Here is a 23,310-nt window from a genome sequence, read left to right as displayed (position 1 = left end):
CCTCCTGTTTATTCTTGTAGAAGTATTGCTTTATGTCTAATGTCGAGGTCAAAGTCACCCTCAGATGTGATGTAGTTGCTTCCTCTAATTAGCTCTAGGTATTCATCGTTATGTGAATCATACCTGTAAACACCGTTAACTTGATTGCTTGAAACAATTTCTTCGTTCTCACAATCAATATATACTTCTTCGTTGTTATTAAGGTCTTTAAACTCAACTCTTTGACCTGTTGTAAAGTTAATAATTGCAATATTTCCTTTACCGTTTTTCTTTCTAATCCATAACTTAGGTTTGATAGGGAAGTCACCTGTATTCTCTAAGAAACCATATGGTTTTAAATTCATTTCAAAGGCTTGTAGATAAGGCTTGACAGACTCATTATCAGCAACCATGACTATTTGAAATTGGATATACAAACCTGTCAAAACATATTCATCTAAGAGGTCATAAGAAGTTATGTACATTCTTTTCCAATCAGTCCATTCGTTTTGATTGTAGGAAACTCTATAATAGTATTCTATCGTTTGGTTGTGAATGTTGATTGCTGACTCTTTGATATTTGCGATATATTTGTCTAAGTCATTTGAAATGAAGAAAGGAGGGGAGGTATAAATACCTCTAGGAACACTCAATCTTGACCAATTAGTCATAATATCACTCAACCTTACCGAATGGTCTAAATTCTGAGGAAATACCTACTTGTTTCCATTTAACTGTTGCTTCTTTTCTCCACACAACAGACTTGTCAATTACTGTAGTCTCTGTTACAACACTTGACCATACAGGTTCATTTTCACCTGTTAAGCCTTCTGTTTCACAAATGTAGTAATATAATTTACTACCGTTTGTAGGGAAGATTACATCATTAACTTTATAGTTGTAGTTAGGAAACCACTTATTGCCTATGGCATCATAAAACTCAACACCTTCTGATTGAAGGAAAGTAGGGGAGTTAACCATACTTTTCCCTGCTGTTACACAACGATAAATGTTTCCATTATCAGGTGTTGCTTTAATTTCTTGACCTACAGTGTAATTAACATTTGGTTTCCAACTAGGCGCATGTTTACCTTCACGAATATTTACCCAACCAACATAACTACCGATCACAGGGTTTTCATTCCAAATAATCTTTCCTTTTTCAATCATTTGACCAACAGCAAGGTTATTTGGTGAGCTTGTTGATTCTCTTAAATACTTTTCGATAGCGGAAAAATTTTTACCATAGTTAACAATTGTTTCTTTTATATCATCATTATCAAATGTGGTATTAGTAGTAATATCTAGTTCTAATCCACCATTAGTTTTTTCCATTAAGTTATTCCTCCCCAATTACTAGTAGTTGCATAGACATTTCCCCATGTTGATAGAGTAGTGTCTATTGTTAAACCATTAGATGTATTTTGCATATTGCTCATATCTCCCAAAGAGAAATTTGAATCATCTAATACAACATTAGAACCAACGTTAATATCACGAAGCTCAATGTTTTCCTTTGTTTGTTCAAAAGAGTAGCTGTATGGGGAATCACATCTAATATTTAATTCGATATATCCCTCATTTAATCCATTGTGAAATAGTTGACTATCACCCTCGAACATTGCATAAAACACTCTATTTGGGTTTGAATCAAACACTAGTGGCTTATAATGTGGTTGGAAGAACCAACGAGCTAATTTCCTCAGCGTGTCTTTGTTCTCCCAATCTGCAATAGCAAAAGACAAACTAAAAGAGAGTGGCTCATGTTCCACTCTCTGAAAGTAAGGTTTTTCACGATTTGCTATTTTTTTCTCGATGATTTGTCTGTTAGGGAGGAAGTTTTCTTCGAATAGACCATCGTCACTCCAAGCAATAAAAACTCCCATATCCTCAGAAGAAACACCATCATACATAAATTGTATTGCTTGTTTCATTTATCGTTTTCCTTTCTCTCTTAATAGTCTGTTTTTAATTTGGTCGCCCAATTTATCAATATCGTTCTTAGTTCCATTAAACTTGTCAATATTGACATGAACAACAGTTGAGTTATCTGTTGATGTTGGTGTACTAACTGTGCTTACTTTTGGTTGAGTAGGGAGGGCGATTGCACCGTTGATAGTTCGCATTACATTGTCCATGATAGAAGAAATGCGTAACATGCGTTCTGTGTCAAGGGGATTGCTCACAATCTCATTTTGGTGAAGTAGAGCTAATCTACCACCTTTACCATCTGTACCACCTGTAGAGCCAAAGCCTTTAGTCATACCACCTACATCCATACTAGCAGGAGAGCCAATAAAATCATTAGATTGATTTAATCTTAGATTACTAGCATATCTAATTAAAATATCTTTAAGCTCAGTGAAGCTAATAACACCTGAGTTATCCAACATGTACTGACCAAGTTCTGCCTGTTGTTTACCTGATAACTTGCTAAGTGATTGTTCATAGGAAACGTTAGGGGAGATAAGAGAAGTATTTTTCCTTCCTGAATCAGCAATTTTTGTAGCTGTCCCATTAATGGCATCTTTTTTGGATTTAGTGTCAGCTTGAGGCATTAGAGTTTCTTTCATGTATTTTGCAAGCATTACCTGCTTATCACCATGAGTCATAACTTTTCCTTTTTCTGCTGTTTGACCAAACTCTTTGATGTAATCTAAGTACTCTTGTGTAGAGAAACCACTATTACTAGCATTTTTATCGAAGTATCCACCAACTTGAGATAGTTGTTCTTTTGACATTGAGTCAAAGAGAGAGCCTAATGATTGGTTGGCGTCTATTTGAGAGCCTTCTTTTCTACCTTCGCTTGCAAGTTTATCAGCTTTATCTTTGATGTTTTTAATTCTAACTGCATCTGTTTGAGGATTTAGTTTGCCTGCAATTTCCTCATTCATAAACTTAGCTAAAAGAACTTTCAAGTCAGCATCACTTAGAGGGTCTTTCTTGCCTGCGTCTTCAACTGTGTGATTAACGTTAGGTATGTCACCAATGCTCCCATGTTCACCTGTTACCTTGTCCTTCATTTCATTTAGTTTCAAGATTTCATTTTGTACATCTATGATTTTATTTTTAAGGCTTTCCATTTCATCTATTACATTCTCACGAATTTTCTTGCCAACAGCTTCCATAGTACCATCGAACGTATCTTCAAGGTCAGGTAGACTAGCCTTTAGCATGTTAATATATTTATTGTATTCTGCTGTAATCTCTTCGTAGTGACCTTCCATCATAAGCTTTTTAAGTCTATTGAACTCTTTTTCATCATTTAGCAAGTCAGTGTAGTATTTTTCCCAATACTCTTTTTGCCTGTTAAGATTTTTCAGAACCTCTTTAGAGTATTCATCCTCTTTGTCTTTTAGTTCTTCAATGTTTTCAGTTTTTTCTTCAAGAATATCGTCAAGCTGTTGCTCACGAAGTTCTTTCTCATACTGATATTTTTCTTCTTCAATTTGTTTTTCAATCTCTGTAATTTGCTTTTTAAGTTCTTCTTTCTCTTTGATACCTTCGTAGGTATTTACATTTGATAGAAGATTTAATTTATTTTGCAGTTCTTGTTTTTGAGTCGTAAGTTCATCTAACTTGTTGCCATATGTTCTATCTCTGTCAGCGTCACTAATTTCTCTGCGTTTAGCGTCAATGATTTTTGTAAAAGCTTTGAGTTCATCATCATACTGTTTCATCACTTTTTCATGACGCTCTTGTTCAGCGTCAATAAGCTTGTCAATAGCTTTCAGTTGAATATCCTTAGCTTCATTAATAGCGTCTTTTAAGGCTTTTATCATTTCTTCTGCGAAGTTTTTGCGCTTTTCCTCAATCTTTTCATCAATTGTTTTTGTGAACTCTTTAATAGCGTCCTCAGTATCCTGAATAGCGTTCTTAACTTCCATAAATGCCAAGACATTATCCTCAAGCTGTTCTTCAAGGTCTTGAAGTTCTTTTACACCTAAGTCTTTGCCTTTCATGGCTTTTTGAATGTCTAAGCCTTTTTGCTCAATTAAGTTATATTTTTCTTTGAGTTTATCCAACTTGAACTCAAGACCTGCTTTATAGTCTCCTGAGTCTGATTCATAAAGACCCATTAGTGAATCATTGTAAGCAATCTCAAAGTCAATATCATCAATTTTAAGGTCAGCACCAATAGCAACTGCTTGAACCATTTCATAGTTTACTTGGTGTAATGCGTCATTAAGTTCAACAAGACCTTTTTTAAGTTCATCTGCTCGTTGTGTAAGTTCCTCATACATTTCAATTGTAAGATTCCCTTTACTTAGCATTTTGTTAATATAGTCAAGTTCTTCTTTAGCTGTTTTTATTTGACCTTGACGAGTGTTACCCATAATTTCAAGAGTTTTTCTGTAGCGCTCACTAGTTTTATCAAGTGCTTGAATCTTAACTTCTTCCCACTCAAGAGTTTTAGCAAACTTATCATTCTTATAATCGTAGCCTGCTAATTTACCACTGATAATTTCGTTATAGTACGCTTTGATTTGATTTTGAGACTCCAACATTTGTTGTTGTAATTCGTATCTTCTATCAATCAACTCGTCTTGTTGAGCTATAGTCCATCCACCTGCGTCATATATCTTTTGAATATATGCGTACTCTTGTTGATAGCTTTTAAGCTTACGTTGTTCCGCAGTATATTGTTTGTTAACGCTGTTTTCATACTCTTTGTTGTACTCAAGCATGTTTTTTTGAAGCTCTGCTTGTTTAGCAATACCTAAGTCTTCAATATCTCTATTGCGCTTATATTCTGCAAGTTGAGATTTTATTATCTCAAATTCATATTCTTGTTTCTTGTCTTTTAGGTCAATGGCAGATTGTAGCGCATTTTGTCTTTCAGATTGCACTCTTGCGTAATCATCATTACCTGGGCCACCACCTGCTGTAGCTCCTGAACCTGCATAAGTGTTGTAAATGTTGTTTGCGTAACCTTGACGTTTAGCCATAGCTGAGTTTCCACTACGTTCAAATGCGTTTTCGAATTGCTTAGTCATGTCTGCAACAGAAAGACCTTGCTTTTGAAGTACAGCTAATGATTTCTTCTCAGCACCATTAAGCTCTTGCCACATAAACTCAAGCTGAGTTTGTACATCTGTCCAATTAGTGCCTTTAGACTTAGCGTAACTCTGTAGGTTTGCTTTTCGCCCATCTGTCCACTGAGCCAATCCTGACGCTCCAGTTGTTTTATTAACTTCTGAACTATTGAAGCTTGATTCCTGTTGCATATTACCCATAATAGCTGAGACTGCAACATCAGAAAGCCCTTTAGATTTAAAGAAGTTCCAAACTGTGGCTTGAGTTGAGTTTCCACTTACTTTAGTGCTTGAGTACGTTTGAACGCCACTACGAGCGCTTTGAGCGTAGCTAGATGGGTCAATCCAAGTGTTACCTTGTTTAATCCCATAGTGAAGGTGAGAACCATCACCGCCTTTACCCTTAGAGGTACTGCCTGTGTTACCGATAGTACCAAGTTTAGTACCAACATCAACAACATCACCAATTGCAACAGCAATACTATCTAAGTGAGCGTAGAAGTGTTTAAGACCATTAGAATCCATAACATAAACATAGTTGCCTGAAACATTGTCTTTACCTTTTGCTACAACTTTACCTGAAACGTTAGATTGTAATAAATCACCGATTGCTCCATCAATGTCGATACCTTTGTGGTTGTCTGCTCGTGTACCAAAATTAGAAGTAACTTTGCCTGACCAACCCTTAGGTTGTACAGACCCAAGTGTAGAATAGATTGAGCCACTAGAAGTACCTTGAACACCTGATAGGTCATTTGCTTTTTGTGTTTGTAAGTCAATTTGCTGTTGAATTAATTTGATTTCATCAGCAAGAGCTTGTCTATACTGCTTAGAGTAAGTAGGGTATTTCTTTTTCCTACTTTCTACTTCTTTCATAGCGGTATTAATCTTGTCAAGTGTTAGAGTATATTTGTTTGAGATTTTCTCTAGTTCAGATGTCTCTTTAGCATTTTTGCTTGTAGACTTGCTTGATTTATCAGTTTCTTTAGCAAGATTGTCATTAGAAGAACTTAGCTTATTGATACTAGAGTTAAGGTCATTAGTATATTCATCAAGCTTTTTGAGTTTATCTGCATACTCGCCATAGCCAACATAGTTACCACGAGATTGAGAAGCACTCATAAGGTATCTTTGCTCTGACTCTGTGATACCATTTTTGTTAGTTTCACTATAAGCCCCAAACTTCTCATACTTAGCTTGAATTTCTTCATACTTGTCAAAAGTAGCTTTGCTTACTGCTAGAATGGCTTCTAGTTCTAACTTTAGATTATCAATACGAGCTTTCGTACCAATAGCTGAATAGTAAGTTGCTTCTTCTTCTGCATTGTATCTTTCGTCTGCCATATTTTCTGCAGATTTAGCAAGAATCTTGTTCATTTCGTTTTCAGCTTTAACATTCTCAATACGAAGCTCACCGTTTTTGATTAGGTGAGGGTATAGAGCCTTGAGTTTTTTCATGGCTTCTTCTAGCATATTAGTTTCATCTGTTGTTTTATCAGTAACACTTGCAAGATAGCTATGAACACCAACAAGGTCATCTGTTTCACTAATAAGTTTATCAGTGACACCTAGCATTTGCTCTCCTAGAGTGCTATAGCTCCTAATCGACTCAGCATATTCTTTAATAGTTTTATTAGCGTCCTCAATTGCTTCTTTTCCCTCTGAATGTGTGTCATACCACTCAATAGCTTCTTCTTTGCTCTTGCCTTGCGTTACCATAATTTCGTTAATAGATTTTTGATATTCAAGGTTAGTATTTATTGAATCATTAAGAATTTTCTCGAAATCCTTGTATGTTTTAGAACCTTCTTTAATACCTGAATCAACTAGGGCTTTAAGAATACTATCTCTAATACCTCTCATAGAATCGCCAAACTTAGATTCTAGTTCTTTAGCGTCAGTAACACCACTGTTTTTCATATCTGTGATAGCTTGTGCTAAATTATCAAACTCGTTTTCAATATTAGCATTTTTCTTACCTAGTGCTTTTGTTACAGCGTCATTAAAACTATCTAATTGCTCTTCAGAGTTAGCTAAGTTAACAACACTTTTAGCAACGTCTTCAAACATTTGCTGACCTTCATTAGAGAAGTCGCCTGATACTTTGATGATTTCTTCTATGTCTTGTTTGTAACCTACTTTAAGAACATTTAAGCCTGACATAATATCATTTTGAGCTTGTAGAAGCTCAAGATGGATTGTCTCTAATCCTGCTTGAGTCCTCTCTAAATCACGAATAGCGCCATCAGTTAAGTTTAATTCCTCTTTCTTGCTCAGGGCTTCATTTACTCTGTCGATAGCGAGTGCTACATCATCTATGCTATTTACAGATTTAGTGCTATACCATGCGTCACCATTGATCTCTATTCCCTCAGTAAGTTTACCTTTTAGTTCTGAATATCTATTACTAACAAGCTCCATTTGGTAAACAAGGTTATAGGCATGTTCAAGACCATTTTCTTTGTCTTTTTTAGCGTCTTTAATAGTGTCTCTAGCTGTATCGTCAGCTTTTTCTTGTTCTTCTTTAGCTTTTTCAGCATTAAGTTTTTTCTGAATCTCAAGCTCTTGCTGTAGAATTTCAATTTTAGTTTTTGCTTGTGTAGTAGAAACAAGGACTTTATTACCGTATTCATCTTCACCTTGAACTAAATCAGGCATTAATTTACCTAGTTCATTTTGAGTGTCAAGTAATTCTTTATACTTATTAGAGTCTAGTTCTTTTCCTACACTATTTAAATTTCTGCTTTCTTGTGAAAGATTGTCATATTTAACTAATAAACTATCAATGGATTTTTCATTTTCAGCGTATGATTTTATTTCTTGCTCATTTTTAGCGATAAGTTCTTCCTTAGCTTTTTGAGCTTCTTCATACCTAGCAGTAACAAATTGAATAGCAGCGCCTGCTATCGAACCAACAACACCAACAGCACCTAAGGCAGTAGATAACATATTAGCACCTTTAGAAAATTTAGATGTGCTATTCGATGCTGCATCCGATGCTTCTGCAATTGAAGAAATTGTTTGGCCAAACTCTATAGCTTTAGATGAATAGTCTGAGACTTGCTTTCCAAGACTGGTATCTTCAGACGTATTTTTTTTCAAGTCAGTCACTTTAGTATTAATATCTACAAGAATAGAGCGGAGTTCTTTAAGTGCTCCAATAGTTTCATTAAAGTCAGTAGGAGGTGAGGGTATTTCTTTTACATGAGAAGGTGCTTCTTTAACAGTAGCTTGTACTGTTTCTGAGCTAACGACAGGTGTAACATTTGCGACAACATCAATTTTGAACTTCGGTAAAGACATTTTATTAATCTGTTCTGAAATGCGTAGCTTCGTTTTTTCAACATCAAGCTCCATAACAGTTTTAAGACCTTGTAGTTCTTTCGTTTCAACAGTGTCTTTAATATGATTAAATGCGCCTTTAGCAAGTTCTAGTTTTACTTTTGCCTTAGCGAAAATAATTTTTTCTAGGCTTTTATTAATGTTTTCGACACTAGCCTTTTTTTCTAAAATAAGCTCAATTGGTTTTTGGTTTACTTTAACAGTCTCTATAAATTCGTTAATATTTGCTTTAGATTGTTGATAATTTACACCAAAAGAAATCTGTAGTGGTTGCACCTGAATTTTCTTTAAAGCACTTTTGACTGTAGTTTGTGTTGCTTGTTCATTTACATAGAAAATCAAAGATTTCTTAGCTTGTTTTTGGTTGTTTAGGAAAGTTTGAATGTTTGCTTTACTTTGTCCAACTGCAACATCAAAACTAAGGTTAATGTTTTTATTTTTATGCTTGTCTAAAAATGTTTTGATGTTTTTATTAGATGCACCAACATTTACACCAAAAGTTAGTTTTTTATCTTTCATTTCTTTAGATAAGAATGTATCAATCCTTTTTTTGGATTTATCTTTATCAATATCTAACGAAACCAAAAACTTTACTTCGTTATTTGTAATACTCAAAATGTTTAGCTCCTTCTTTATTCGTCGTTGTGCAACTATTTTGTTGCAGTCTAAAACCCTCAAGTAAACCCCTAACCGAAATAGGGTAGGGATGTAATTCAAAGTATTAGAAAATATCATCTAGTTCATCTGAATCATCTTTTATAACATAGATAGATGTTGTTTCAGTAGAGATGTGATTTAAAAGTACCTTAGCTTTATTAATGTCTTTTCCTTCTTCAACTACTAAGTGTGTCGCTCTTGAGCGTCTAAGTGCGTGGGGTGTTAGTTTATAACCTAAGATATAATTGAACTTATTAGTAAACCACGCATTGAAAGCGTCAGGACTAAGTTCTTTTGTTTCACCATTCTTAAACTTACGAACGAAAACATATGGGTTATCGTCTTCACCACGAATTTCAAGCCATTTTAAAATAGCTTGTCTAGCTTCTTCGCTATACATCAGTTTGATCGGTTTACCAACCTTACCTTTACCTTTACCACGAACATGAGGTGTTGCGTAGAAGTCTTTGTTCTTTACCTTAGGCATATCAAAGAACTCTTTTTTCATCTGAGCAATTTCTGCTCTACGTGCGCCTGTGCTGTAGCTTAATAAGAAGTAAGCAATCATTTGATACTCACCTTCTTTTTCAAGCTCTGCAATAAGCCTGTCAATATCTTCTTTCGCTACAATATTCTTTTCTCTCACAAGCTGTTTAGGAGGGGAGGGAATAGCCTTGTTGAAGATATTTCTAAATTCAGGGTAGTCTTCGCCATAGTAAAGTTCAATATAGTTACAAAGTGAACTTACTGCTGAGCGTTTGAACTTAACAGCATTAGAAGATAACTCTAATGACATCAAGTGATTCTGATAATCTAAAGCGTGTCTTGCTTTTAATTTGTGGATAGGGCTGTTGTCAAATTCATCTTTAACATATCTCACAAAGATTTTTAATGCGCTTGTATATTGTTTAAGTGTTTTATCTGATAGATGTTGTTGTTTCAAGAACTTATTAACAATCTTTCTATTCCACTCATTACATTCAAGCCATTCTTCATTAGTTACAGGAGGTATTTTAATTGCCATTTTCTCACCTCCTTCAATTGTTGATACCTTGCTCTAAAGCTTTTTTAAGGTGTTTGTTATAAGTAGTTTTATCTAGCTTTTCTGCTGTTGCTTTTGCAAATGGTCTAGGTTCAGCCCATTTTTCATCAGGGTTATACCAACCATTCTCAGAATTGCTAGAGGTGTGCTGTACATCACTACCATTTTCAATTAGCTCTGAAATAAAATAGCCATCCATTGAATCACTAGTGAGGTTTTCAAAGTCAGAAGTGAAGGTATTTCCATTAAGCTTATGTTTTGTAAATACCATATTTCTAGCGTCAGAAAGACTGCCAGCATCATAACTACGCTCATAATAGTCATAGACTTCTGTGTAAACAGAATCTACCATTGCGTGTCTAAACACGTTTAGAACTTGTGGGCTTTTAATGGTGTCCTTCACTTTACCTTGAACATATTTTTCTAAATCCTTGATATTACTGAATGTAGGCAATTACATCACCCTAACTTATTTAAAATCTCCTTTTGTTTCTAATGCTTCATTAATTGCTTCTTGAGCCAATACAGCTTTTTCAGCAACCTTGTTTACACGTTCGATTACTTCTCCAACTTGATTTTGGTCAAAAATTTCATCGAAGAATAGGTCAAATAAACCAATCTTCATTAATGCTTCCATTGCCATAATCTTTTCTTCGAACGTGTCACCGATTTCATTTTTAAAGTGAGAGAAGTATTTAATAATAAGCAATAGCTCATATTTAATTAGTTGTTCTTCACTTTCAAAGAAACTGTATTCTTTTTCGATTGCGTACTGCATATCGTTGAATAGCTCAAGAGTTAGCTTCTCAACTTGAGTGCGGTCAAAGTATTCGTTATACTTAACTGTTTTTTTAGTCTCAGGGTCAACTACGAATGTAGACATTACATCTACTTTCTTAGATTCTGCTAGAATATCTTTTAATTTAATTGGTGACTGTCTTTTTGCTGTCATGGTAAAATCTCCTTTTTATCGGTTAATAGTTTAGAAATAAAAAGGGGAGAGGTTGACCTCTCGCCCTGGTTTTTATAACATATTATTATTTTTCTTATTTACGTGGTTTAAGCAGGATTGAACCCATTTCATCTGCACCTTTAGGATTAATTACTGCAAAATTGATTTCAGGTGTGTAAACATTACCGTTCTCTAATGAAATATCAAACTCACCACTAGGGATTGTTTCAGGGAAATCAAATAGAATATCTGCTTTTACTTTTGCAGTATCTAAGTCATAAGCAATTGTTTTCATTTCTACTCTGTATTTTCCTGCGAACTTAGTAGAATCAATAGAAATTCTTTGACCTTCTACTTCCTCTTGATAGAATACATGTAACTCTTGTCCTGCTTTGAAAGTGCCATTAGCTCCTGCTAATTCAACAGCTTTCTTAGTTTTGTCTGTTAAAGAAACAACAACATTTAAAGTCTCTTGCGTACCATCAGGTAGTTCAACTTGTGCTTTAGTTCCTACGATAGCACCATCAGGTAATACGATTTCGTTTGCAGAAGTGGCGCTGTCTACAACAACAATACCTTTAGTATTTGCTGTGAATTGACCTTTACCGTTTTCTTCTACAGCTACACCTTGAGTCATTGCCCAATACTCAATATCAGCTACTGCTGAACGCATTGCTAAATCAATTGCTTTGTCAGTACGAATTTTGTAAAGTTTTTTGTTACCGATACCGCCTTTAAGGTCTTCTTCTGAGATAGAGCCTTTGATACCTGCTAACTGCGCTTCCGCGTTTAGTACCACTTTACCTGTTTCTAGGTCAGTGATTGTTACATCTGCTGTGTCTTGAATTACGATTTTACCCATTGAGTAAATTCCTCCATTTATTTATATTGTGTATGAGCTACATTTGAAGTAGCCCACCAAATTTCTTGTCAAATTCATTCTTAGATATTACATCATCTTCTAATTTGAATAAGTCAATATGCTTATTCCAAGATTCAATGTTTACCTTCTCTGCAACTGTGGCAAATAGGGTAGATGTCTGATAGTTATAGATAGCTCCAACACGAGCATAAATAGCGTAAACTTGAAAAATGTTCATTCTACATACATCATCAAAACTGTTACTTGTACTTGCGACAATAGAAGTAACAATATCAACAAATGTCTGCTCCTGTGAGGATTGTTGTTTAAATCTTCTAGAGCGTTCAATAGCTCTTTGAATTTCTTCGTTAGGAGAAACCTTGTCTTCTGTGATTACATTCATATCCATAATTAATCTTCTGACAAAGTGAAAACTCTCACTAGATTCAAAGATTATTTCGTATTGTATTTCTTCATTTCCATCAAACACTAATTGAAAAATCTTCAAATAAGCATTTAACAACTGTCGTGTACTAAGAACAATCTCTAATAGGTCTGCTTCCTTGATTTCCATTAAGGCTTTTAGACTTGATTCATCTGCCATAGCTTCTTTTAGTTGATTCCTATAGTTGTAGTAGATGTGTAGAGAGTTTTGAGCGATAAGATTTATCTCAGCAGCATGACTAAGATATTCTCGATAGGTTAAAAATCTGATAGAACCAAATTTCGTATCTACTGTTTCACCGAAAATAAATAAATTCTTATCGTAGTCTAGATTTTCAATGTGGTGCATTATTTCTTACTCACATTCATTGTGTATTGATGTAAGAAGCGTCTATAATGTGTTGGGGCTTCACGAGGGTTGCCTGATTTGTATTCGAGCTTACCAAAGCCTGCAATACGCTCTAACGCTATCAGCTCATTAATCCTGTCAGATATTCGTGATATTCTTAAATCTCTGTCAAATGATTCATGAATAAAAATGTCAATGTTAACCTCTTGTTGTGCTACTAGATAGCTTTCAATTACAGGTCTACGTCTACCTTCGTAAATGTAAATCTTGCATAGTTTATTTTCTATTAGGTCAGAGGTTTTTTCGCCTAAAACAACTCTCTCGTCAACTAGTTTCCAATAATCATCACTTTCAATGTTTACTAAGTTTGGTAACTCAGGGTCAAGTGGGTCGGGATGGTAGTTTTCTTGAGTGTCATATCCTTTAGGCTCATATTTTAATAATCTCATTAGTTCTTCATCAGTGATTAAAATTTGATATATGTTTGAGAAGAACTCTACTGTTGAACTTTGTTTAATCATGTTATTGGAATCCTTTACAGTTGGATTTCAATGTAACCAATACCGTTCCATTACATGTTCCATTGATACGGTAACTTGATACTGATTCTGATATATGGTTACAGTTGAGTTAATTTCAGGAATGTGATTTGCTAAGGTAGTTTTAAAATAACTGAACCATTAGGAAAGGGAATAGAGAGTTATCATCCTGAGAGTAAATCTTGTCAGTCATTATACAAGGCTTTTTAATATTTATTTTTTCTGTTTTATAGATTGGACTAACCAACAGTGTTAGTAACTACCTTGATTTTTCTTTCGTTTTAATAGGGAACTCAGTGTTATAAAGTTCACCGAATTAAACTGAGGATATATTTCATCATCAACCATGTTTGTAACAAGGTAAGTGAAGTCTCTGTATGTGACATAATCGCCAACGAGCAACCAAATCAGGAAAAAACAAGAATTTACGCCCATAAAAAGATCTAATGTCATTTACGATACTAGGGATTGGTAATGTTTCCTGCATATCAATAAAAACATAAGATAGGGAAGGAGAATCTAAGATATAGTTCACCATTTGTCTTTTTGTGGAATGTTACAAGTCTTTAATTGTGTTATCATTAGCTCGAACCCTTTTTCTACAAGCGCTAAACATTACATCATTCCTGTTCTAGTTTTTGTATTTGTTTTTCAATCGTGTCAATAGTTCCAAACACTTTGCTTTTAATGAATGGTTTATTGTCCTCTTTAATACACTCTTTAAGCAATCCATTAAGAATAGCATGAGTTTGAACAATCCATGCGCCATCATATTCAGGTGTGATTTCTTTTACGTTATGAACCTCAAAAATAACTGAATTAATGTGGTCAGGTAGCGTAGAAACACCTTCCTCATATAGTGGCAAAATCTTAAAGATAGAGCCTTTTAATGAGTGCATATAGTTTAAATAATCTAATTTTGCAATCATTGTGTGTTATCCTTTGATATTAAATAATTCTTTTACATAAGCAACGCTATATGAGCCCTTAAGAAGCGGGGTGAGTTGATTTCATTAAAATTAGCTCAGCTAAAGTAATGTATTGAACAACGCTAAATTTAGCCCATTCAAACTTTTCGCTAGTGCGACTGAGAAATTAAAACTAAATTTGTAGTTGCTAATCGAAAAACGATTAAATCATTACGATTAATTTCTAGTCGTTTTTTTTAGATCTAGCAGTAGTTTTTGTAACTTACGCTTCTTTTACAGCTTTCGCATATGAACCAACGATTTCAGCTATATCATTAGAAGCTTCTTTGAAGCCTACTTCATAACCTTCGTCATATGCTTCTTCAATAGCTGTTTCTAACGTGCTAGCAATTAACTGTGATACGGCAATATGAAAGGCTTGCTTAGGTTCAGTGCCGATTTCAATTAAATTTTCGAAAGCATCATATGTTGTACATACTTGACATTTTGTTTCTTCCATTGTTTTCATGCTCCTTAATACTTGATATAGAATGTAGCTTTACGACCATTTCTATCAAGCCATAGTAGTTTTTGGTGTGCCTTAGAAAGTAGGCGACTGTCTTTTGAATAGTTGTTCGTTCCCGCGAAACCACCATTTACTATTAGGTCTACGCCATGAATCTCATTCTCAAAATTCTTGTGAATATGACCTGCGAAAATAGCAGTAGGGAACTTTTGAATCATCATTGTTAGGTCTTGAATCACTTTGCTATAGTTGTCTAAGTGACCATGAACACCGAAGTAAGTTCTACCTAAGATTGTTGCTACTATGATTTCGCTGTCATACTTGTTGTCCATCATAGTAACATTCGGCAAGTTTTCTAAACGAGCTCCCATATACCATGTGACAAAATCATGGAAACTCTCAGTCTTAATTTCCTCCTCTTTGCGAGAAGAAATTCTGTCATGATTACCTTTGACACTGTAAACTTTAACTTTTTCAAAGTAGTTTGCTAGAATAGCGACAAGTCTAGCCAAAGCTTCTGCTACTGACTTAGTTTGCTCAACTGCGGTTTCTGTTTCACCAATCTTAGTAAGGCGGTGTAGATTGCCCTCAATTAAATCACCTAATTGCATGATATGAAGCTCTCTAGCTCCTGTTAACTCTTGATAAGCTATTATTTCATTAATTGTTTGTTCAATGCGTTCATAGAACACTTCTTCATTAAATGTGTTCCAATGGTTATCTGTTACCATTCCTTTGTGAAGGTCTGATAACATTAAAGTAAGAGATGTGTCACCATTATATTTAACATCTGCTTTCTTGTAGTTAAGTGGTCTAGCGTTGTTGATTTCATCTTTAATAGCGTCAATCAGCTTTTTAAGCAAGTTATCCAACCTTGCTTCGTGGCGTAAGAATTGTTTGTACTCACGCTTTTGGTCTTGAACTTGCATTTTAGCAATCTCAAGCTCTTTAATTTTGTCGTTTAATTCTTCTAGTTCTCCAGAGGTATTTGCGCTCTGCTTAATAGCGTAATCTCTACCTTGTTTGAAAGCTTTATACCATTTGCGATAATATGATTCACCGAAATTAAGTTTAAGCTCTTTGTTAAGAAGTTCACAAATACCTTCCCATGTAAGACCAAGAAGCTTTTTGTTCTCACAGATTCGATACTTGTATTCTTCAACGATTTCATTAGGAAGTTGTTTAGTGTTCATCTATTAATCTTCCTTAAATAAGTCTTCTTCTTGTTCTCCATCTGTTTCAGAAGATACATTGAACTCGCTAATAGTTGCGATTGAATCTTCTTCTTTGATAAAAAGAGTGATGTTTCTTCCAGTAATTTATTTAGGCTATACTTGAAATCGCCATCTTTAACAGATTCAGTTACGATTAACTCTCCTAAAGTCCAATCAATATCAAGTTTACCTTTTAGTTGTATTGAATTAGTGCGCTTTGCCATTATTTTTTAGCACCTGCTTTAACTGACTTTTGAACAGCTTTCGCTTGTAATAAGCCATTTGGTGTAACAGGGAAGATAGCAACGCCACCACTGTAATCTACAGCGTGATAAGTTTGTTTTTTATCGTATTCGACTTTTCCATTTTTCTTCACAGACTTGCCAAATTTATCAAGCTTTACTGCGTAGTGTGTGAATAAGTCAACTACTGCATATCTAAGACCATACAAAGTCTTAATTTTTCTAATGTGTAACATTTCACATTTCTCCTTGTCTCTAGTAAATTCTATATTTTATGATAGGGGCTAAAGGGATCGAATCACTGACTTTGAATTCGGAATCCAATGTTTATCACTAAACTAAGCCCCGCTTACAACAAAAAACACTATTAGAATAGTACGTCTTTCTAATAGTGAATTGATTGTCTTAATATTCAGTTATGTAGTAGACACATTCACCTTACAGAATAATAATGATTCTTTAGCTTGTTTTAAGGTTACTGTGTCTGAATCACACCCTATATTAAAGAAACAAAGAGAAAGGAGAGTAAATGAAAAATTTTATTCACTTTGCTTTGTTTCCTGAATATAAGATGTAATATGAGGGGAGATACGATTCGAATCTACTCCGCTTTTGCAATAGATTGACATTCTGCCCAACTCCCATAGAGCGGCCTACAGGATTTTAACCTGCTAATAATGGAATTGCTGTCAATTCTCTTAAGCAATTAGTAGCTTCATAAGATTAAGCTCAGGAACAGAATCGAACTGTTGTTTCTTGATTAAAAAGCAGATGTAATGTAACTATCTAATCGAACGCATAGTGGAGGAGAGCGTTGAACTCACAGAGGCTTGCTTATTAGACAAGGTGAAATACGGATTCACTCCTGTTGGCTGACTAGGCAGTGGTCGAACATGCAATGATACGATAAACTTTTTATAGATACTCTAATTTTATTAAACCATCTATTCTATACATTGTGTAATCATCTTTCGATATTGCTGTGTTTGAAGCAAAAATCTCAAGATTCTCTGCTTCTTCATCATAAATATCGAAATACCTATCCAACGCTATCTCAAATGCTCTTTCCTTCCAACGGTTATCTATACTATCGTCAGATTCCTTAGAATACAAGTAAGATTCATTAACTAGTTCGTTGTTAGTTTCATATGTTAAAATATAGTAATTCATAGTTATATCCTTTTTAGTAGGGCATAGGGTATTCAAAACTCTAAATACTCGAAAGAAAATCGAGTGCCGTAGTCCACGTCAAATGCCCCCAAATTTTATTGGCGCGCCATGAGAGATTCGAACTCCCAACCGACAGGGTAGAAACCTGTTGCTCTAATCCATTGAGCTAATGACGCATATTTGATTTTCAGCATTGAGCGTAGTTAAGGGAAGAACTACGCTCAAACTTTGATTCTGAGGAGGTTTAAGTTATGAAATCAAAAAGAACTTCTCACTTTATCTTGCGAAGGGTAGGTAGCACCCAAAGTTCTTTTAGTTGTTTTTGTAGTACTTGATTAGGTGTAACGCTCTCTAAGATTGCTTTGCACAAGTTTTGAGTTAACCTACTTACTAATTATGTCTCAGGTGTTTACTTAATCCTAATTTATGTATTTGTCTTGTTTGTGAGTTTAGTTATTATCTTACTCATGTGTTCGCAAGATGTTAAAGAGGTAGGAATAACACCTTGCGTTCAATAAGTTTATTAGCAGTAGCTTAAATAGGTAAGTGACTCACCTTGTATATTTCATATTATATTATTATCTTACTTTAACAAACGATTTTATCAAAATAATTTGAAAATAGTGGTTTTTTTAATAAAATCCGAATAAAAAGGTGAAATTCACACAGTATCACACCGATCATTTCCTGAATTAGTTAATAACTGTTTTTTCTAATACTTCCTTGAAAGTTTTTGAAACAGCAAACTTTGTAGCCAAGTGAGTTGGTTTAACCACTGGTGAACCATCTTGAGGGTTACGGTAAGTACGCTCAGGTTTTACTTCAACCTTGAACTGACCTAAAGTACCAAAACCAATATTAACTTGACTTTCAACGATAGCACGAACATACGCTTTTTCTACTGAATCAAGAACTGCTGTTCCGAAGTCTTTTGTTATTTGGATTTCTACGCTATCTGTGTCACCTTCTAAGATTTCTTTAGCTAACGCTTTTGATACACGCATCGTTGGTAGTGTATCTTGTAGTTCCTCAGCTAAGATTCCTGTAATAAAATCTGTACGACCTAATTTAGCCATTTTGATATAAGCTCCTTTTTCTCTGAAAAATAAAATGGATTTTATCGCCTTTGGGCAGCGAACTAATAATCCGATATATTATTATGTTATTTTTAGCGTAAGTTAATCTTCACTACTATTAATAGTGATTCCTAGTTGTTCCTTATCTTCTTCTGATAGACAAGAGAAATTACTATAGCGTTCTGAGCCTTTGCTAATTTCCTTTACTTTCTTATGAGATAAGACTTCTAGGTTCTTTTCCTCTTTAGTGAGGTAGTAAGCGAACATATCCAAAATTACTTTAGTGTTTTGCTTTTCCCAAGTAAACAATAGATATTCTTCCAATGTCATTGTCTGAGCTAGAAATTCAATTTCTTCTTTAAGAAGGTGTTCAATGACTTGCTTGCGTTGTGCAAAATTTAGCGAACTATCTAAGTTCACTGTTAGGTGTGGTAGTAAAATTTTCATTTTATTAATTAACCCTCTCATTCTTTAAGGCGGTGGGAAGTGACATTTGCAATACTTTTTTGTACAAGCTGATTTAGCGACATGTTTTACAAATGGAAAGTAAACGATCTTTTGCTGATTTATTGTCACTATAGAACTCGTTTGTTGCAGGTAGGTGTTCACCGCACTTATTACATTGTTTTGTTTTTAAACCTAGAGTGCTTGTGTAAATTACTCTACGCCATTGACGCTCATTCTCTTTCACGACTGCTTTGTAAACGGTCTTGAGCGCTTTCTTGACATTCTGATTCTCAATGCCTATAGCTTCACCGATTTCTCTATGGGTGTAGCCTTTTTCAACCATTTTAATAAGAAGTAACTGTTGATTCGTGAAGTTACATTGATTGATTAGTCTGTCCAATGAAGCATAAGTCGCTATCACTTCTTGATTAACAGCTTTAACCCCTGTAACGTCAAGTGTGCTACCGCCGCCTAAGAAAAGGTTATCATCATATTTGTATCTAAATTCTATTAAAAGCTCAACCACGCCAATGTCATTCATGACGAAGGGTTGAAACATTAAGTCCTTACTAGTAATGTGTGCCATGCTAAATCTTCCTTCCTATATAATGTAACTTTCACCAACCTTTTGTAGTTGATTTTGACTTTAGTTATTATATATTATTTCGTAATTTTTGGATGTGTTTTTTGAAAAATATTATTTTTTAATTATATATGTTTTTAATATAAATATATTTATAAAAGTAATGTAATGATATAAAATAAGAGAGTGACATGAAAAGGTTGCGTTTAAGTATATTCAGGAGAAAGCAGGGATAAAATTGCCAAACATATTACACCAAAATACTAACCGCCTAAAAGTCAAGGTTGCAAAGGTGCTGTACTATAAGGAAGAAAGTATGTGGGGCATTGTGAGCGTTGCACCAACTAAGATAGAGGGTGACTTCGAACCTGAGCTGAATCGCTATAACAACTTTGTTATTAGAGGTAACATTCCAATGGCTATGAATGTGGGGCAAGAGTATGACATTGAAGTAACGGATTTGCAGACAGACGCTAAGTATGGTGAGTTCTATGAGATTATTCGTATTCATATAGAAGCACTTGACACAGTAGAAGCACAACAGCGCTTCTTACAAGCTGTTCTATCAGAGTATCAATCAAAGCTGATTCTTGAAGCATTTCCTAACAATATGATTGTAGATGATATTAGAGATAATATAATTGATATAACTACAATAAAGGGTTTCGGGGAAGCTACAGCTCTAAAGATTAAGAGAGAAATCAAGAGAAACAAAGACCTAGGAGCTTTAATTTCGGAACTTGCTGACTTGAACCCATCAGGGAGAATGTTGAATAAGATTGTTGAGAAGTTTGGAAATTCTACAATTGCGCTATTCAAAGCAAAAGAATCTTTATATTATCTATGTATAGTTTCAGGTCTAAGCTTCAAAAGAATTGACAACATAGCTCTTATGCGTGGGGAAGATAAGTTTGGTCCAAAACGCATTAAGGCTTACTCAGAATACTACTTTGATGAAATTGCTAATCAAGGGCATTCATGGGTCAATGAGCGGGAGTTCCTAGAACAGGCTATCAAGGAACTTGATGTTAATGGCACATATATTCGCGACTATATGAATTCAGAGGATGGTAAGAAAAACTTCTATTGGCAACAGGGGGATAAGAGAATTTCTTCTATTTTTATGTACAACAATGAGCGCAACACATTACGAAATTTACTGAGACTTGCTACTAGATATGAAGCACCAATTGGCTTTAATGTTGATGAAGCAATCAAAGACGCTGAGGCGGCGCTAGATGTAAAATATACTGACGAGCAAAAAAATGCTATTCGTGAGAGTGTTCTGCACGGTGTGTTTATTATAAATGGTAAAGGTGGTACAGGTAAGACCACTGTAGTCAAAGGGATTGTCGAGGTATTAAACTCTTTAGGCCTTACTTATAAAGCATGTGCATTGAGTGGTAAAGCTTCACAGGTTCTTTTATCGAAAGATATTGACTCTGCAACAATTCACCGCACGTTTGGAATTGGTGTTAAGAAGTCAGATGATGAAGAAATCGGTGGTGGTAAATCATTCTATGATGTAATAATCATTGATGAAAGTTCAATGGTAGATGCAGGCCTGTTTAACCAAATGTTATCTAAAGTTCAAGATGGTGCTAAGGTAATTTTAGTAGGGGACAGTGGTCAGCTTTCAGGTATTGGGCATGGGGATGTGCTTCGTGATTTACTTCAAACACAATACTTCAAAACTATTGAGTTAAATCAAGTTCACCGTCAAGCCCAAGATTCTGGAATCATTGAATTAGCTACAAAGATTCGTGAAGGTGTTCAAGTTTACTCTGCTAACCAAGAGGGCATGATAAAGTTTGGAAAGAACAAAGACATGATTATGGTCAACTATCAAAACAAAGAGGATATGCCCGAAAACGTTGAGAGAGTTTTAAGAGGTCAAGCAAAGAATATCAAAACACCTCAAGACCTAATGGACTTCCAAGTCGTTGTAGCTATGAAAGAACGTGGTGCTATGTCAGCAAAAGCAATTAATAACCTAGCTCAATCAGTCTTTAATGACCTAGAGAAGCCGTTTGTGTCTTACAATGGATATGACTTCCGGGAGGGTGACAAGGTTATTGTAAAGGGCAATAGCTACGAAATCAGCTACTATGATGATTTAGAGCATTATTATAATGTGCGAGACAATGAGTTAACTGAAAATGAGATTCAGGAACACTTATTAACATTGGAAACTGACGAGGAAAGAGTTGAGTTTTGTGATAGTATTCCAACATCAAACACTGGTGATTTATTCAATGGTACCATGGGAATAGTTGTAGATGTGTTTGAGAAAATAGACTATAACACAAACAAAATAGTTCAATGCTTGATGATTAACTTCGAGGGACTAGGAATTAAAGTTTACCAACAGTCAGAACTCGATAGTTTGGAACTAGCTTATACTGTAACTTGTCACCGGATACAAGGTTCAACTATCAAAAACGTAGTAGTTATATTAGATTACTCTGCATATTCACTTTTATGTAGACAGTGGGTATATACAGCAATCACTCGAGCTTCAAAGAAATGTGTATTACTTGTACAATCATCTGCTTTAGTTAAAGCAATCGGAACAGACGCTAGTGGAAACCGTCAAACATTTTTAGGTGATATGATTAGAGAATTACACAAAGCTAAAGGAGATTTAGAAATGGTAATTAAGCAAGTCGCTAAGTTGCAATAAGGTTACGCACAGTTGCATCATCTGCTTAGGTTATTAATAGTAATATTATAAAGGTGATATAATTATATATAAAAAATAAGTATAACACAGTACCAAAACGTCACTTTTTGTGTTTTAAGGAGAGAATGATTTATGCTAATAGATAAAGTCTTGTTTAACAACTTCTTCAAGAAGGACAACAAAGACAACTTCATAAACCTAGATATTAACACTTTTGAATTGTTTGGTGAACTTCTAGCAGCAGGGAAGTTGAAAGGAAATAGGCATAAGAAATTTGCCTTTAGTTGTAAATCAAACAGAGAAGCGGATGGATTATATAAGCAAGAAAAAGGGGTTATTAGATTCTATTGGTTTAACATCTACTACTCGTGATTTTCTAATCAGCAACATGAGGGGAGCGAAGTTACAACTTTGTCATACCTTGGCTATGAAGTAGCACAAGATTTTTTAGCTAAGTTTAATAGTCGCTATGTGTGTAAGGGACCGCTTTTAAATATATTCGTGAGGGTAAGGCCCGATTAGAAATTTATATAGAAGGTGATGGAAATTGCGAATGTGGTTGAAACTCAGATTTTAAGGAACGAATCAAAAAAATTTTGAAGAAACAACATTATTAAATAACGCTCATAATCAAAAATATAGTATATTTTAAAGTTATATAATAATATTTTCGATAGTGTGTATATATGGTTGTTGCAAATATTATTAGAATGACTAATAGTAGCATTGGAATTTCAATTGAACAATTTCTTAAAGCAACAGGAGCACAGAAATGAAAATACTTATAGATACAATTTAATAGACATATCAAATTTCTTTGATACTGTTTTTGGTAGACATTATTCAATCATAACAGCTACTGTATATTACAGCGATAAAACAAGTTTCCTAAAAGGTTTGACAGAATTAGCGTTTATAACTAAACTTCCTAAAGATACGGTAAATATAGAAAAAATAGGTTTTTAGCTACTGTTATACTGAAAGGTTTATGTTGAATAAAAAAATCAAAATTGTATTAAAGTTATATATTTACATTGGTGGTAATGACGTCAGAGGAGTGCGACTGAGATGTTGTTAATCTGGATATATTTTAGTAAGTGGAATGGGGAAAGGTGATTAAAAACGGACTGGAAAAATGAGTTAAAAAGATTCGGAATAAGCGTAATCCAGCCCATTCTAATTAGAAAAAGTTATTGTGAGTAACTTAATAATATGTTATGATATAATAGTTTTTAGAAATGCATTATATAGCATGAAGG

21 protein-coding genes and 2 tRNA genes are annotated in these 23,310 nt (G+C 34.5%); 2 read left to right on the top strand and 21 right to left on the bottom strand.

What is annotated here, in order from left to right; all coding sequences use genetic code 11:
* Positions 1-8: 8 nt before the first annotated feature.
* The 21 genes from AC3WSK_RS19580 to AC3WSK_RS19480 all read right to left on the bottom strand — a co-directional run bounded on the left by AC3WSK_RS19580 (position 9) and on the right by AC3WSK_RS19480 (position 19,371).
* The gene (locus tag AC3WSK_RS19580) at positions 9-650 is read right to left on the bottom strand and encodes a hypothetical protein (protein ID WP_427482181.1); all 642 of its coding nucleotides are present in this window, start codon (positions 648-650) and stop codon (positions 9-11) included.
* A gap of 4 nt (positions 651-654) precedes the next feature.
* Positions 655-1,314: a hypothetical protein gene (locus tag AC3WSK_RS19575; RefSeq protein WP_492535104.1), complete on the bottom strand. Its 660-nt coding sequence runs from the start codon at positions 1,312-1,314 to the stop codon at positions 655-657.
* Positions 1,314-1,913, bottom strand: a complete 600-nt coding sequence (locus tag AC3WSK_RS19570; RefSeq protein WP_427482185.1) for a distal tail protein Dit — start codon at positions 1,911-1,913, stop codon at positions 1,314-1,316. The genes AC3WSK_RS19575 and AC3WSK_RS19570 overlap by 1 nt, the downstream gene beginning before the upstream one ends.
* Positions 1,914-8,972, bottom strand: a complete 7,059-nt coding sequence (locus AC3WSK_RS19565) for a phage tail tip lysozyme (protein WP_492535102.1) — start codon at positions 8,970-8,972, stop codon at positions 1,914-1,916. It abuts the gene before it with no gap.
* A gap of 106 nt (positions 8,973-9,078) precedes the next feature.
* Positions 9,079-10,038, bottom strand: a complete 960-nt coding sequence (locus AC3WSK_RS19560; protein ID WP_079561199.1) for a tyrosine-type recombinase/integrase — start codon at positions 10,036-10,038, stop codon at positions 9,079-9,081.
* Between the two features lie 13 nt (positions 10,039-10,051).
* Positions 10,052-10,510 carry a YomN family phage-derived protein gene (locus AC3WSK_RS19555; RefSeq protein ID WP_492535101.1) on the bottom strand — a complete coding sequence of 153 codons (459 nt, stop codon included), beginning with the start codon at positions 10,508-10,510 and terminating at the stop codon, positions 10,052-10,054.
* 15 nt (positions 10,511-10,525) lie between these two features.
* Positions 10,526-11,008, bottom strand: coding sequence for a YomO family phage-derived protein (locus AC3WSK_RS19550; protein WP_079561201.1), 483 nt, complete (start codon positions 11,006-11,008; stop codon positions 10,526-10,528).
* A 94-nt stretch (positions 11,009-11,102) separates the two neighbouring features.
* Entirely contained in the window at positions 11,103-11,870 is a 768-nt protein-coding gene (locus tag AC3WSK_RS19545; protein ID WP_427482195.1) for a YomU family phage tail tube protein, read from the bottom strand.
* A gap of 37 nt (positions 11,871-11,907) precedes the next feature.
* Positions 11,908-12,663: a hypothetical protein gene (locus AC3WSK_RS19540; protein WP_492535099.1), complete on the bottom strand. Its 756-nt coding sequence runs from the start codon at positions 12,661-12,663 to the stop codon at positions 11,908-11,910.
* Positions 12,663-13,184, bottom strand: coding sequence for a hypothetical protein (locus tag AC3WSK_RS19535; protein WP_492535098.1), 522 nt, complete (start codon positions 13,182-13,184; stop codon positions 12,663-12,665). The genes AC3WSK_RS19540 and AC3WSK_RS19535 overlap by 1 nt, the downstream gene beginning before the upstream one ends.
* Before the next feature lie 638 nt (positions 13,185-13,822).
* Positions 13,823-14,131, bottom strand: coding sequence for a hypothetical protein (locus tag AC3WSK_RS19530; RefSeq protein ID WP_079561206.1), 309 nt, complete (start codon positions 14,129-14,131; stop codon positions 13,823-13,825).
* Positions 14,132-14,393: 262 nt separating this feature from the next.
* Positions 14,394-14,630: a hypothetical protein gene (locus tag AC3WSK_RS19525; RefSeq protein WP_079561207.1), complete on the bottom strand. Its 237-nt coding sequence runs from the start codon at positions 14,628-14,630 to the stop codon at positions 14,394-14,396.
* A 14-nt stretch (positions 14,631-14,644) separates the two neighbouring features.
* The gene (locus tag AC3WSK_RS19520) at positions 14,645-15,829 is read right to left on the bottom strand and encodes a metallophosphoesterase (protein WP_492535097.1); all 1,185 of its coding nucleotides are present in this window, start codon (positions 15,827-15,829) and stop codon (positions 14,645-14,647) included.
* Positions 15,826-16,074, bottom strand: a complete 249-nt coding sequence (locus tag AC3WSK_RS19515) for a YonK family protein (RefSeq protein ID WP_492535095.1) — start codon at positions 16,072-16,074, stop codon at positions 15,826-15,828. Before AC3WSK_RS19515 ends, AC3WSK_RS19520 begins: the two co-directional genes overlap by 4 nt.
* Entirely contained in the window at positions 16,074-16,328 is a 255-nt protein-coding gene (locus tag AC3WSK_RS19510) for a hypothetical protein (RefSeq protein WP_492535094.1), read from the bottom strand. Before AC3WSK_RS19510 ends, AC3WSK_RS19515 begins: the two co-directional genes overlap by 1 nt.
* Positions 16,329-16,370: 42 nt before the next feature.
* Positions 16,371-16,440: transfer RNA gene (locus tag AC3WSK_RS19505), tRNA-Arg, on the bottom strand.
* A gap of 567 nt (positions 16,441-17,007) precedes the next feature.
* Positions 17,008-17,262 (bottom strand): hypothetical protein, encoded by a 255-nt coding sequence (locus tag AC3WSK_RS19500; protein ID WP_079561211.1) that lies wholly within the window; start codon positions 17,260-17,262, stop codon positions 17,008-17,010.
* A 99-nt stretch (positions 17,263-17,361) separates the two neighbouring features.
* Positions 17,362-17,438 (bottom strand) — tRNA-Arg (locus AC3WSK_RS19495).
* Positions 17,439-17,954: 516 nt separating this feature from the next.
* Complete coding sequence (locus tag AC3WSK_RS19490) at positions 17,955-18,338, bottom strand: HU family DNA-binding protein (RefSeq protein ID WP_079561212.1); 384 nt, start codon at positions 18,336-18,338, stop codon at positions 17,955-17,957.
* A 102-nt stretch (positions 18,339-18,440) separates the two neighbouring features.
* Positions 18,441-18,785 (bottom strand): hypothetical protein, encoded by a 345-nt coding sequence (locus tag AC3WSK_RS19485; protein WP_492535093.1) that lies wholly within the window; start codon positions 18,783-18,785, stop codon positions 18,441-18,443.
* Between the two features lie 73 nt (positions 18,786-18,858).
* Positions 18,859-19,371, bottom strand: coding sequence for a hypothetical protein (locus tag AC3WSK_RS19480; protein WP_427482201.1), 513 nt, complete (start codon positions 19,369-19,371; stop codon positions 18,859-18,861).
* A 235-nt stretch (positions 19,372-19,606) separates the two neighbouring features.
* Here AC3WSK_RS19480 and AC3WSK_RS19475 point away from each other — a divergent pair, with 235 nt between their 5' ends.
* Complete coding sequence (locus AC3WSK_RS19475) at positions 19,607-22,051, top strand: AAA family ATPase (RefSeq protein WP_139376962.1); 2,445 nt, start codon at positions 19,607-19,609, stop codon at positions 22,049-22,051.
* Positions 22,052-22,183: 132 nt separating this feature from the next.
* Positions 22,184-22,423, top strand: a complete 240-nt coding sequence (locus AC3WSK_RS19470; RefSeq protein WP_079561216.1) for a hypothetical protein — start codon at positions 22,184-22,186, stop codon at positions 22,421-22,423.
* The last annotated feature ends 887 nt before the right edge of the window (positions 22,424-23,310 follow it).

Source organism: Lysinibacillus sp. EB271-A1-10B, from assembly GCF_058791335.1.
The sequence above is the reverse complement of the archived record's forward strand: the minus strand, read 5'-3'. Positions and strand labels throughout refer to the sequence as shown.